Genomic DNA, 12,968 nt, shown 5'->3' with positions numbered 1-12,968 from the left:
GCCGTGCCCTCCCCCGCCACCGCCGAGTGGTCGGGCAGGGCGGCCGCGGCTTCCTCGCCGCCCCGCTTCGGCGAGGACGACTGCAGCGCCATCCCCCCGGTCGTACGGAACAGTTCGTCGGCTCCGGGCAGACTCACTCGGCGTGACACCGGGCGAGCACCTCCCTGGCCAGTTGGCGGTAGGCGGCGGCACCGACGGAGTTCGAGGCGTACGTGGTGATCGGCTCGCCGGCGACCGTGGTCTCCGGGAAGCGCACGGTGCGGCCGATGACCGTGTGGTAGACGTGGTCGTCGAACGCCTCGACGACGCGCGCCAGCACCTCGCGGCTGTGCACCGTGCGGGAGTCGTACATCGTGGCGAGGATGCCGTCGAGCTCCAGCTCCGGGTTGAGCCGCTCCTGCACCTTCTCGATGGTCTCGGTCAGCAGGGCCACGCCGCGCAGCGCGAAGAACTCGCACTCCAGCGGGACGATGACCTTGTGGGCCGCCGTCAGGGCATTGACGGTCAGCAGGCCGAGCGAGGGCTGGCAGTCGATCACGATGTAGTCGTAGTCGTTCATCAGCGGCTTCAGGGCCCGCTGGAGCGTCGACTCGCGCGCGACCTCGCTGACCAGCTGCACCTCGGCGGCCGACAGGTCGATGTTGCTCGGCAGGAGGTCCATGTTGGGGACCGCCGTCTTCAGCAGCACCTCGTCGGCCGACATGCCCCGCTCCATGAGCAGGTTGTAGACCGTCAGGTCGAGTTCCATCGGGTTCACGCCGAGGCCCACGGACAGCGCGCCCTGCGGGTCGAAGTCGACGAGGAGGACCCGCCGCCCGTACTCGGCGAGTGCGGCGCCCAGGTTGATGGTCGACGTGGTCTTGCCGACGCCGCCCTTCTGGTTGCACATCGCGATGATCTTCGCCGGACCGTGGTCGGTCAGCGGACCCGGGATCGGGAAGTACGGCAGCGGACGTCCGGTCGGGCCGATCCGCTCGCGGCGCTGGCGGGCAGCGTCGGGCGCGAGGGTGGCCGCGTACTCGGGGTCGGGCTCGTATTCCGCGTCGGGGTCGTAGAAGTGCCCCTCGGGCACCTGGTCGTAGTCGGCGAAACCAATGGGCGCATCGCCGCTGTGGTCGCCGGCCGTGGAGTTCACGTCTAGGCCGTCCATGCTCTTTTGGGGCGTCGTCATGTGCTGGTGGTTTGCGAACGTGCGGACTGCGACGGAGCCGACCGCTTCGAGCCCGGCCGGACCCTGGCCCCGCTCGGGCGTCCCTGCGCGACCACCCCCAGGAGTAAATGTCGACTCATTCACAAGTCGTCTTACCTCCTCGGATGTGACCAGGACACTTATCGATAGGTCAGCGTGGCACCATGCCGACGGTTGGCGACTCTATGGCGTGTCACCGCCCAGCGGCAACACAATCCACCGGACCGGCAACGATGTGTCGGCAACCGAACACCGCTCTGTCAAGGGCGTCGGACCCGTCACTGTGAAGTTTCGCAGGTGTGCGAAAGGGTTAAAGGGCTACCTTTGAGGCGAGTTGGGCCCGGCCGGCCCGCTCGCGGCAAACGCGCCCGGCCGGACCTTGCGCGCAAGGTCCGGCCGGGGACGTGAGATTGACGTCAGTCGTTGACGGGTCGTACGGCTCAGCCGAGCAGCGTGCCGATCTCGACGGTCTCGAGGCCGTGGGCCTCGGCGACCGGACCGTAAACGACCTTGCCGTCATGGGTGTTGAGGCCCAGGGCGAGCGCCGGGTCGCGGCGCAGCGCCTCGACCCAGCCCAGGTTCGCGAGCTGCACGATGTAGGGCAGCGTGGCGTTGGTGAGGGCGTAGGTGGAGGTGTTCGGGACGGCGCCCGGCATGTTGGCGACGCAGTAGAAGACCGAGTTGTGGACCTGGAAGGTCGGCTCGGCGTGCGTGGTCGGACGGGAGTCCTCGAAGCAGCCGCCCTGGTCGATCGCAATGTCGACAAGGACACTTCCGGGCTTCATCTTGGCGACGAGCTCGTTGGTGACCAGCTTCGGGGCCTTCGCACCCGGGATCAGCACGGCGCCGATGACGAGGTCGGCCTCGACGACGGCCTTCTCCAGCTCGTAGGCGTTGGAGACGATGGTCTTGACCTTGGTGCCGAAGATCTTGTCGGCCTCGCGGAGCTTGTTGATGTCCCTGTCGAGCAGGGTCACGTGGAAGCCCATGCCGATGGCGATCTGGACCGCGTTCCAGCCGGAGACGCCGCCGCCGATGACGACGCACTCGCCGGCGTGGGTGCCGGGGACGCCACCCGGGAGCACGCCGCGGCCGCCGGCCGAGCGCATCAGGTGGTAGGCGCCGACCTGCGGGGCGAGGCGGCCCGCGACCTCGGACATCGGGGCGAGGAGGGGCAGCGCGCGGTTGGCGAGCTCGACCGTCTCGTAGGCGATGGCGGTGGTGCCGGACTCCAGCAGGGCGTCCGTGCACTCGCGGGAGGCCGCCAGGTGCAGGTAGGTGAAGAGCGTCTGGTCCTTGCGGAGGCGGTGGTACTCCTCCGCGATGGGCTCCTTGACCTTCAGCAGCAGGTCGGCGGTCGCCCAGACCTCGTCGGCGGTGGGGAGGATCTCCGCGCCCGCGGCCACGTACTCGGCGTCCGAGATCGAGGAGCCGACACCGGCGTTCTGCTCGATGAAGACCTGGTGGCCGTTGCGGACCAGCTCATGCACGCCGGCAGGCGTGATGGCGACCCGGAACTCGTTGTTCTTGACCTCGCGGGGGATGCCGACCTTCATCGTCGATCACGGTCCTTGGCTCAGGGGATTTTCGGGGCACTTCCATACATACCCGTCCACAAGGCGCGCAACGGGATGCACCACGAGATGACGTGGTGGAGCCAGTCTAATGAAGGATGAGGCGCTGTCTAGCCTTGCAAACCAATAATCTCAGTCGTTACCACTGCGGATTTCGCAGGCCGCGGGGTCGTCTCCCAGCAGTCTGTCAGCCGCCGAGCGGTGCAGCCGGGCCGCCGCGGGATCGCCCAGCCGGTCGAGGGTGTCGGCCAGCCTGACCTGGAGCGCGGCCTGCAGCCGCAGGTCCCCGGCGCGGCGCGCGAGCTCGACCGCCTCCCGGCACGTGTGCAGCGATTCCTCGGGCCGTCCGGCGTACTCCTGGATCCGGGCCATCTCGCTCAACGCCTTTGCCTGGCCGGGGACATCGCCCAGCTTCCGGTAGCCGGCGGCGGCCGCCCGCCAGGCGCGCAGCGCGTCCCCGTACCGGCCGGCGTGGGTGTGCGCGTTGCCGAGCCGCCCGTACAGCCGGGCCTCGTCCGCCCGCTCCCCGCGGGCCAGCGCCTGGGCCAGGGCGCGGCCGAACCAGTCGGCGGCCCGGTGCCAGTCGGAGAGCTCCTGGTAGGCGCCGCCTACGGATTCCATCGCGCGGCCCGTCGCGTACGGGTCGTTCGCGGCCCGACCGGCGTCCAGCGCGGCCCGGTAGCGCTCCAGGGCCTCCCGGGTCCGGCCCGTCTCGGCGTCGAGGTCGGCGATGTTCAGCAGGGCCGCGGCCTGCTCCCGGTACAGGCTGCGCCGCTCGGCGACGTCGAGGACGAGCCGGTGCAGCCCGTACAGCTCGGGTGCGGCGGCCGCGGTGCCCCGGTGCTCGGCCAGGGCCCGGACCAGGCCCGCGACGAGCCGGCGGGCCAGGGTGTCCAGGCCGCCGTCGGCGACGGCGAGGACCGCCGAGGCCGTCAGGGCGGGCAGCCGGCTCTCCAGCCAGGTGGCGGCGGCCCGCCGGTCGGCGAAGCGCAGGGCGCGCGGCAGCCCCTCCAGCTGCTCGCGCACGTCCTCCGCGTCCTCCGCGTCGGTCATGGCGCTGCAGGAGTGCAGCAGGCGGACGGTGCGCTCCAGCATCCGGGCGCGGGCGAGCTGGACCTCCGCGGGCCGCTCCTTGGCCTCCAGCAGGCTGCGCAGCAGCGGGGCGAGGCAGCCGGGAAGCAGGAACAGGCCGTCGGGGGCGTGCCGGAGCAGGCCGAGGCCGGCGAAGTCCTCCAGGAGGGCCTGGGCGGCGGCCACGGAGCAGCCGGCCAGGGCGGAGGCGGTGTGCGAGTCGACGGTTCCGGCGGGCGCGAGCGGCAGCAGCCGGAGGGTCCGCTGGGCCGGCTGCGGGAGGGACTCGTAGACGAGCCGGAAGGCCCGCCCGAGGGGTCCGGAGCCGCCCGCCGGCATGTCGTGGAGCTGCTTGGCGGTGTCGGCGACGGCGGCCTTGGGGCGGGCGGCGAGCCACCCGCCGACCATGGCGAGGACGGCGGGGAGGCCCCCGCAGGCCTCGGCGAGGTCCTCGGCGGCCCGCGGGTCGGCGGCGATGCGGGTGGTGCCGATGAGGCGGGCGAGCATCTCGACGGCGGCCGGGGGCTCCAGTCCGCCCAGGGTGCAGGGGCGGACGTCCGGGATTCCGGTGAGCGGGCCCTCGGCGGTCAGCACGACCAGGCACTCGGGGGTGTCGGGGAGCAGGGCGTCGACCTGGTAGGGGTCGGCGGCGTCGTCGACGAGCAGGATCACGCGCCTTCCGGCCAGGGCGGCGCGCAGGACCGAGCTGAGCTCGTCCTCGGAGGCGCCCGGCGGCGTGGCCTCGCCGAGGCCCTCCAGCAGGATCCGCAGGGCCCGTTCGGTGGTGATGCCCTCGCCGCCGGGGGCGGTCAGCCGGACGCGCAGCACGCCGTCGGGGTAGTCGGCGGCGACCTGCCGGACGAGGGCCTCGGCGAGCGCGGTGCGCCCGGACCCGGGACGGCCGGCGATGAGGAGGAGCCGGGCGCGGGGGGACTTGGCCTTGCGGCCGGAAAGGGTGTCGAGGCCCGTGCGCGCGATGTCCTCGCGCAGCTCCTTCAGCTCGCGCCGCCGCCCGACGAAATCCGCCACGGATCCGCTCCTCTCCCTGCCTTCGGGGTGCGAGCGTAGTTCACGCAGAGCGACGACCCGTGGCGGGCGGGGCGGGCGCATCCCCCGATCGGATCAGCGGATGGTCACACCGCCCCGCCGTTCGGGGGCCCGTCCCCGCGGGCGTACGGCCTCAGACCTCGTACGGGCGGGCCGGCCAGGGGGCCTGCGCGGGGCGCAGCGCATCGAGGCCGCCCTCGGCGGCGAGCGCCGCCTGGAGCGCCAGGACGCCGTTGGCGAGGCCCGGGTTGCCGAGGTCGCCGGCGAGGACGCCGCGCACGAGGTCGGCCAGCGGTACCCGGGCCACCTCCATGTCGGCTTCCTCCTCCGAGACCTCGAAGCGGTCGCCCTCGGCGTCGGCGAGGCCGCGCGCGAGGAAGACGCGGATCGCCTCGTCGGAGCCGCCGGGCGAGGCGAAGAAGTCGACCAGCACCCGCCAGTCCTCGGCCTTGACGTGCGCCTCCTCGTACAGCTCGCGCTGCGCGGCGTGCAGCGGGTTCTCGCCGGGCACGTCGAGCAGGCCGGCCGGGAGCTCCCACAGCCGGTGCCGCACGGGGTGGCGGTACTGCTTCAGCACCAGGACCCGCCCCTGCTCGTCGTAGGCGAGGACGCACACGGAGCCGGGGTGGGCCTGGTAGTCGCGGGTGGCGGCGGAGCCGTCGGGCATGCGGACCTCGTCCGAGACGACCGCCGTCTTCTTCCCCTCGAAGGGGCGCCGGCTCGACAGCGTCTCCCACGACTCGGCCGTGTCCTTGATGATCATTCCCCGAAACCCTCCGCACACGTGACAGCCGGGGCACGGACGTCCGTGCCCCGGCTGTCTACCGTATGCCCTCGGTCAGACCGTCACTTGCCGGTCTTGCGCTCCACCGCTGCCTTGACCAGGCCGGCGAAGAGCGGGTGCGGGCGCGTCGGGCGGGAGCGCAGCTCCGGGTGGGCCTGGGTGGCCACCAGGTAGGGGTGCACCTCGCGCGGGTACTCGACGTACTCGACGAGCTTGTTGTCCGGAGAGGTGCCGGAGAAGACGAGGCCGGTCTTCTCCAGCTCGCCGCGGTAGGCGTTGTTCACCTCGTAGCGGTGGCGGTGGCGCTCGTCGACGTACGCCTGGTCGCCGTAGACCTCGCGGACGATCGAGCCCTCGGCGAGCTTCGCCGGGTACATGCCCAGGCGCATGGTGCCGCCGAGGTCGCCGGCGCCCTCGACGAAGGCCAGCTGCTCCTCCATCGTCGAGATGACCGGGTGCGGGGTGGAGGGGTCGAACTCGGTGGAGTTGGCCTCCTCGATGCCGCCCAGGTTCCGGGCCGCCTCGATGACCACGCACTGCAGGCCCAGGCACAGGCCGAGCAGCGGGATCTTGTTCTCGCGGGCGTAGGTGATCGCGCCGACCTTGCCGTTCACGCCGCGGTCGCCGAAGCCGCCGGGGACGCAGATCGCGTCCACGTCCGCCAGCTGGGCGGCCGCGCCGGCCGGGGTCTTGCAGTCGTCGGAGGTGACCCACTTGATCTGGACGCGGGCCCGGTTGGCGAAGCCGCCGGCGCGCAGCGCCTCGGTGACCGACAGGTAGGCGTCGGGCAGGTCGATGTACTTGCCGACGAGCGCGACCTTGACCTCGTGGTCGGGGTTGTGGACCCGGTCGAGGAGGTCCTCCCAGACCGTCCAGTCCACGTCGCGGAACGGCAGGTCGAGCTTGCGGACGACGTACGCGTCGAGGCCCTCGGTGTGCAGGACCTTCGGGATGTCGTAGATCGACTTGGCGTCGATGGCGGCGACCACGGCGGCCTCGTCGACATCGCACATCAGCGAGATCTTGCGCTTGATGGAGGTCGGCACGTCCCGGTCGGCGCGCAGCACGATCGCGTCGGGCTGGATGCCGATGTTGCGCAGGGCGGCGACCGAGTGCTGGGTCGGCTTGGTCTTCAGCTCGCCCGAGGGGCCGATGTAGGGGAGCAGCGAGATGTGCACGACGAAGACGTTGTCGCGGCCGACCTCGTGGCGGACCTGGCGGACGGTCTCCAGGAACGGCAGGGACTCGATGTCGCCGACGGTGCCGCCGACCTCGGTGATGACGACGTCGACGTCCTCGGTCGCCATCCGCCGGATGCGGTGCTTGATCTCGTTGGTGATGTGCGGGATGACCTGCACGGTGTCGCCCAGGTACTCGCCGCGGCGCTCCTTGGCGATGACCGTCGAGTAGACCTGGCCCGTGGTCACGTTGGCCGAGCCGTCGAGGTCGACGTCGAGGAAGCGCTCGTAGTGGCCGATGTCCAGGTCCGTCTCGGCGCCGTCGTTGGTGACGAACACCTCGCCGTGCTGGAACGGGTTCATGGTGCCCGGGTCGACGTTCAGGTACGGGTCGAGCTTCTGCATGGTGACCCGCAGGCCGCGCGCCTTCAGCAGCGCACCCAGGCTGGAGGCCGTGAGGCCCTTGCCGAGGGACGAGGCGACACCTCCGGTGACGAAGATGTGCTTGGTCGTCAGGGATTTGGGCGGCATCGCCAAGAGGGGGCTCCCGTGGTCGCGAAGTGAGGTGCGTCCGGCGCCGGCCACCGTCGAACCGGAAGGTCTCAGGGGGCGCCGAAGCTGCGGTTTCGGGGTGCCTGATTCGCACAGGCAGACCACCGGTCCACGGGGTACCAGCCTATCAGCGCCCGGCGCGCTCCGCCTCCGGGCACGCCCCGCCACGGCCGCCCCACGCTGCGCGACGGGCCGCCCGCTGGGCCGGTCGGGCGGCATCCGGGCCGGTCACCCGTTCGGCCGAGCGGCATTCCCCCGAGACTTCAGGGGATCACTAGGGTGCCGTCATATCCTGCTCGGATATCGCTCCACATCGCCGCCGAGCAGTCCGGCAGACGGCGTAACCCGGCCGCATCCGGAATCATGAGCTCAGTGCGGGGATCCACACACGGGAAGACCGCGCAACCGCGCAATGCAAGCGCCCTTCGGGGCGGACGTGGCCGTTCGACTGGAGAAGCATCGTGTCCGGGCGCATCGAGGATTACGCACTGATCGGAGACACGCAGACCGCCGCACTGGTCTGCCGGGACGGATCGGTGGACTGGCTGTGCCTTCCCCGCTTCGACTCCCACGCCGTCTTCGCGAGCCTTCTCGGAACGGAGGACCACGGATTCTGGCGCATCGGCCCGGCCGGCCAGGCCGGAGCCGCGGCCCCGTACGCCGACCGCCGCCGCTACCGGGGCGACTCGCTGGTCCTGGAGTCCGAGTGGGACACCCCGCGCGGCACCGTCAGGGTGATCGACTTCATGCCGCCGCGCGAGGACCACGCCCCGCAGCTGGTCCGCATCGTGGAGGGCGTCAGCGGGCGGGTGCCGATGCGGTCCTCGCTGCGCATGCGGTTCAGCTACGGGCGGGTCGTGCCCTGGGTCCACAAGGTCGACCAGCGCACCGTGGCCGTCGCGGGCCCCGACTCGGTGTGGCTGGACACCGACGCGCAGACCTACGGCAGGGACCTGACGACGTACTCCGACTTCACCGTCGGCCCCGGCGACCGGGTGGCCTTCTGCATCAGCTGGGCGCCCTCGCACCGCGCCGCGCCCGAGGTCCCCGACGCGGCGGCCGCGCTGACCGCGACCACGGACTTCTGGCGCGAGTGGGTCGACCACTGCACGTACCACGGCCCCTACCGGGAGGCCGTCATCCGCTCCCTGATCACGCTCAAGGCGCTGACGTACGGCCCGACCGGCGGAATCGTCGCCGCCCCGACCACCTCCCTGCCCGAGGAGATCGGCGGCGTGCGGAACTGGGACTACCGCTACACCTGGCTGCGCGACGCCGCCATCACCCTCTCCTCGCTGCTGCGCACCGGCTACCGCGAAGAGGCCCAGGCGTGGCGCGAGTGGCTGCTGCGCGCCGTCGCCGGCGACCCGGAGAACCTGCAGATCATGTACGGGATCGCCGGCGAGCGGGAGCTCGGCGAGACCGAACTGGACTGGCTCCCCGGCTACGAGGGCTCCCGCCCCGTCCGCGTCGGCAACGGCGCCGCCCACCAGCTCCAGCTGGACGTCTACGGCGAGGTCACCGAGGCCCTGCACCTCGGCCACATGACGGGCCTGGCCCGCAACGACTACGCCTCGGTGCTCCAGCTGAAGCTGATCAAGTACCTGGAGCAGCACTGGGACCAGCCCGACGAGGGCATCTGGGAGGTCCGCGGCCCGCGCCGGCACTTCGTGCACTCCAAGGTGATGGCCTGGGTGGCGGTCGACCGGACGATCAAGCTGATCGAGAGCGGAGACGCGGACGGCCCGCTGGAGCGCTGGCGGGAGCTGCGCGACGAGATCCACCAGGACGTCTGCGAGAAGGGCTACGACAAGGAGCGCAACACCTTCACGCAGTCCTACGGCTCCAAGGAGCTGGACGCCTCGCTGCTGCTGATCCCGCAGATGGGCTTCCTGCCGCCGGACGACAAGCGGGTCATCGGCACCATCGAGGCGATCCAGCGCGAGCTGTCCACGCCCGACGGGTTCATCCTGCGCTACCCGACCGCGGGCGAGGAGGCGGGCGTCGACGGGCTGGAGGGCGACGAGGGCGCCTTCCTGGCCTGCTCGTTCTGGATGGCCGACGACCTGGCGATGATCGGCCGGGTCGACGAGGCCCGCCACCTCTTCGAGAAGCTGCTCGCCCTGCGCAACGACCTGGGCCTGCTGGCGGAGGAGTGGGACCCGCGCCTCCAGCGGCAGGTCGGCAACTTCCCTCAGGCGTTCAGCCACGTCCCGCTGATCGACACCGCGCTGCGGCTGACCGCGAGCGGCGCGTACGGCGGCTGACGGGACCGCCGGGCGGCGGGCCGCTTCCGGCGCGCCGCCCGGGTGGGGCCCGCCTACCCTGGAGGGGTCCCTCGACCGCTCGGGAAGGAGGGGTTGGCGATGGCTCCCCTCTCCAAGGCGGGCAACGCGCTCGCCGCGCTCCGTGAAGACCTGGCCGGCGAGGTCTTCGCCCCCGGCGATCCGGGCTACGACGACGCCCGGCGCATCTTCAACGCGATGATCGACCGGCGGCCCGCCGTGATCGCCCGCTGCGAGAGCGTCGAGGACGTCGTCACCGCCGTCCGCTTCGCACGCGACCTCGACCTGCCCGTCGCCGTGCGCGGCGGCGGCCACAGCGTCGCGGGCATGTCCCTGAACGACGGCGGCCTGGTGATCGACCTGCGCCTCATGAACGACGTGGCGGTCCACCCGGCGGCCCGGGCCGTCCGCGTCGCCGGCGGCGCCGTCATGGGCGACCTCGACCGGGCCTGCGAGCCGTACAAGCTCTCCACGACCGGAGGGCGGGTCTCCACCACCGGCGTCGGCGGCTACGTCCTCGGCGGCGGCAGCGGCTGGACCGACCGCAAGTTCGGCCTGGCCGTCGACAACCTCCTCGGTGCCGAACTCGTCACCGCCGACGGCTCCGTCGTGGAGGCCACGGCCCAGGAGAACCCCGAACTTTTCTGGGCACTGCACGGCGGCGGCGGCAACTTCGGCATCGCCACCTCGCTCACCCTGCGCCTGCACGACCTCCCCGCCTTCTCCTTCGCCCTGCTGATGGCGCTGCCCGAGCACGGGCCCGCGCTGGCCCGCGCCTACCGGGACGCCGTGGAGGACGGCCCCGACGACCTCGGCGGCGGCTTCATCTACCTGACCGGCCCTCCGGAGGACTTCGTCCCGGCCCACTTGCACGGCACGCTCCTCGCCGCCGCGATCCTCACCTTCACCGGCCCCGAGGACGGCGTCCGCAAGGCGGCCGCGCCCCTCCTCGCCGTCCCGCACGAAGCCGAGCTCATCGCCGAGCTGCCGTACGCGGACTTCGCGTGCATGCTCGACGACCCGCCGGGCCTGCGGAACTACTGGTCCGCCGAGTACCTGACAGGCGCGCCCGACGACATGCTGGACGTGTTCTGCTCGCGCGCCGCATCCATGCCCGTCCCGTCCAACTGCCAGCACGTCCTGTTCCCGCAGGGCGGCGCGATCGCCGCCGGCCCCCGGCAGTGGCCGGTGCCCTACCGGGACGCGCCGTGGGTCGTGCACCCCTTCGGAGTGTGGGAGGACCCCGCCGACGACGAACGGGCCATGGCATGGGTGCGGGGCGTCCGCGCCGACGCCCGCCCGTGGAGCACCGGCGCCGTGTACCTGAACTTCACCGGCGACGAGGGGCCCGAGCGGATCGTCGCCGGCGTCGGCGCGGAGAACCTGCACCGGCTGCGCACCGTGAAGCGGGAGTACGACCCCGACAACGTCTTCCGCTTCAACCACAACATCACCCCCCTGTAGCCGGACGGCGACCGTGGCCGCGGACGCCGACCCGTCTTGGAACGGCGCAGGACGCCCGGTAGCGTCCCGCGGCATGGACAACCAGGGCGGGATCACCGTTCAGCGGGCCCTCGAGCTCCCCGGACTGCGCAGCGGGCTGCCGGAGGTGGTGGCGTGCGCCGACCGCCTGGGCCGTACCGTGCGCTGGGTCCACGCCGGCGAGGTCCCGAACATCGCGTCGCTCCTCAAGGGCGGGGAGCTGCTCCTGACGACCGGCCTGGGGCTCGGCACCCGGCCCGCCGAGCAGCGGGCGTTCGTACGCCGCCTCGCGGAGCGCGGCATCGCCGCGCTGGTCGTCGAGCTGGGGCCGCGCTTCACCAGGCTGCCCGCGACCCTCGTCGACACGGCGCGGGCGGCCGGGCTGCCGCTGGTGCAGCTGCACCGCGAAGTGCCGTTCGTGGCGGTCACGGAGGAGGTCCACACCGAGATCGTCAACGGGCACTACGCGCTCCTCCAGCGGGCCGAGGAGGTGCACGGCCGCTGCACGCAGGCCCTCCTCGGCGGCGGCGGCATCCCGCAAGTGCTGCGCATCCTCGCCGACTTCACGGCGAACCCGGTGTTCCTGGAGACCCCCGACGGACAACTGCTGTACGGGGCCGGCCCCGTGGCGGGCGAGGCCGCCGCCGACCCGCTCCAGGTGTGGGAGGGGCTGCGCGGCCAGCGGGCCGCCGAGCCGTCGGGCCACGCCGTCGTCGTCGACGTGCCGGGCGGCGGGCCCGGCACCGGATCCGTCCGGGCGCGGCTCGTCCTGCTCGGGGTGTCGGCGCCGCTGCTGCCGGTGCACCGCATGGCCGCCGAGCGGACCGCGGGCGTCCTGGCGGTGGTCATGATGCAGGCCCGGCAGGAGGAGGAACTCGCGGCGCGGGGCCGCGGCGACTTCCTGACCGACCTCGCGGAGGGCCGCATCTCCGCCGAGGACGCACCCGCGCAGGCCCGGGTGCTCGGGTTCCGGCCCGGGGACGGGCCGCTGCTGCCGGTGGTGATGCGGCTGTCCGCCGACCTCGGGCCGTCGGGGAACTGGGCCGTGCTGGCCCGGGCCGTCCTGGAGGAGCTGTCGGCGGTCGGCGCGCCGGTGCTGCTCGGGGTGCGGCCCGTCGAGGGCAGGGTGCCGCTGCTGGTGTCGCTGCGGGCCGAGTCCGAGCGGACGGCCGTCGCCGACCGGGTCGCGGCCGCGCTGCGCGCCGGGCTCGAACGCGCCGGGGTGGAGCGCGCCGGGGCGCCCGCGGCCGTCGTCGTCGGCGTCGCCGGCGGGTGGGCGGCCGCCTCGGCCGGGCTGCGGCACGCGGCGGAAACCGCCACCGCCGCCCACGGCCTGCCGGCCCGGCCCTGGTACGACGCCCGCCGGCTCGACATCGACCTGCTGCTGTGGCGGCTCCGGGAGCATCCCGACCTGGCGGCGTTCGTGGAGCGGGCGATCGGGGCGCTGCGCGCCCACGACGCGGTGTCGCGGCCGGCGCTGCTGCCGACGCTGGAGACGTATCTGGCCCACGCCGGCCGCAAGGCGGAAACGGCGCGGGAGCTGCACCTGAACCGCCAGACCCTCTACAACCGCCTGGCCCGCATCGCGGACCTCCTCGGCACCGACCTGGACGACCCGGAGACGGTCCTGTCCCTGAGCCTGGCCCTCAGAGCCCGCCGCCACACAACGCCCTGACCCCGCCGACCGAGCCCCCGCCCGGCCCCTCCCCCGGCCCCGGGGGCTCGGTCGGCGGGGTCAGGGCGTTGTGTGGCGGCGGGCTCTGAGGGCCAGGCTCAGGGACAGGACCGTCTCCGGGTCGTCCAGGT

At 72.7% G+C, this 12,968-nt stretch carries 8 protein-coding genes; 3 read left to right on the top strand and 5 right to left on the bottom strand.

Annotation, left to right across the window (positions count from 1 at the left end; genetic code table 11):
* Positions 1 to 133: 133 nt before the first annotated feature.
* The 5 genes from EF903_RS17595 to EF903_RS17575 form a co-directional block, all read right to left on the bottom strand.
* Positions 134 to 1,294 (bottom strand): ParA family protein, encoded by a 1,161-nt coding sequence (locus tag EF903_RS17595; RefSeq protein ID WP_114056969.1) that lies wholly within the window; start codon positions 1,292 to 1,294, stop codon positions 134 to 136.
* Between the two features lie 335 nt (positions 1,295 to 1,629).
* Positions 1,630 to 2,745: an alanine dehydrogenase gene (gene ald, locus EF903_RS17590; RefSeq protein WP_125544243.1), complete on the bottom strand. Its 1,116-nt coding sequence runs from the start codon at positions 2,743 to 2,745 to the stop codon at positions 1,630 to 1,632.
* A 150-nt stretch (positions 2,746 to 2,895) separates the two neighbouring features.
* A complete protein-coding gene (locus EF903_RS17585) occupies positions 2,896 to 4,944 on the bottom strand; it encodes a tetratricopeptide repeat protein (protein ID WP_125544241.1) in 2,049 nt (682 codons plus the stop codon).
* Positions 4,945 to 5,014: 70 nt separating this feature from the next.
* Complete coding sequence (locus tag EF903_RS17580; protein WP_125544239.1) at positions 5,015 to 5,644, bottom strand: NUDIX hydrolase; 630 nt, start codon at positions 5,642 to 5,644, stop codon at positions 5,015 to 5,017.
* 83 nt (positions 5,645 to 5,727) lie between these two features.
* On the bottom strand, positions 5,728 to 7,374 hold the full coding sequence (locus EF903_RS17575) for a CTP synthase (protein WP_125544237.1): 1,647 nt from the start codon (positions 7,372 to 7,374) through the stop codon (positions 5,728 to 5,730).
* Positions 7,375 to 7,856: 482 nt separating this feature from the next.
* Here EF903_RS17575 and EF903_RS17570 point away from each other — a divergent pair, with 482 nt between their 5' ends.
* From EF903_RS17570 to EF903_RS17560, 3 genes are all read left to right on the top strand, one after another.
* Positions 7,857 to 9,662, top strand: coding sequence for a glycoside hydrolase family 15 protein (locus EF903_RS17570; protein ID WP_125544235.1), 1,806 nt, complete (start codon positions 7,857 to 7,859; stop codon positions 9,660 to 9,662).
* A 99-nt stretch (positions 9,663 to 9,761) separates the two neighbouring features.
* Positions 9,762 to 11,144, top strand: coding sequence for an FAD-binding oxidoreductase (locus EF903_RS17565; RefSeq protein ID WP_125544233.1), 1,383 nt, complete (start codon positions 9,762 to 9,764; stop codon positions 11,142 to 11,144).
* 73 nt (positions 11,145 to 11,217) lie between these two features.
* Positions 11,218 to 12,837: a PucR family transcriptional regulator gene (locus EF903_RS17560; RefSeq protein ID WP_125544231.1), complete on the top strand. Its 1,620-nt coding sequence runs from the start codon at positions 11,218 to 11,220 to the stop codon at positions 12,835 to 12,837.
* Positions 12,838 to 12,968 lie beyond the last annotated feature (131 nt).

The organism is Streptomyces sp. WAC05292 (genome assembly GCF_003949955.1).
GTDB classification, from domain to species: domain Bacteria; phylum Actinomycetota; class Actinomycetes; order Streptomycetales; family Streptomycetaceae; genus Streptomyces; species Streptomyces globosus.
This window is presented reverse-complemented; position numbering and strand designations above follow the sequence as displayed.

Bases quoted from the DNA above. Each gene is read 5' to 3' on its own strand.
- EF903_RS17560 (WP_125544231.1), top strand. From the start codon at position 11,218: ATGGACAACCAGGGCGGGATCACCGTTCAGCGGGCCCTCGAGCTCCCC.
- EF903_RS17580 (WP_125544239.1), bottom strand. From the start codon at position 5,644: ATGATCATCAAGGACACGGCCGAGTCGTGGGAGACGCTGTCGAGCCGG.
- ald (WP_125544243.1), bottom strand. From the start codon at position 2,745: ATGAAGGTCGGCATCCCCCGCGAGGTCAAGAACAACGAGTTCCGGGTC.
- EF903_RS17575 (WP_125544237.1), bottom strand. From the start codon at position 7,374: ATGCCGCCCAAATCCCTGACGACCAAGCACATCTTCGTCACCGGAGGT.
- EF903_RS17585 (WP_125544241.1), bottom strand. From the start codon at position 4,944: ATGCGCCCGCCCCGCCCGCCACGGGTCGTCGCTCTGCGTGAACTACGC.
- EF903_RS17565 (WP_125544233.1), top strand. From the start codon at position 9,762: ATGGCTCCCCTCTCCAAGGCGGGCAACGCGCTCGCCGCGCTCCGTGAA.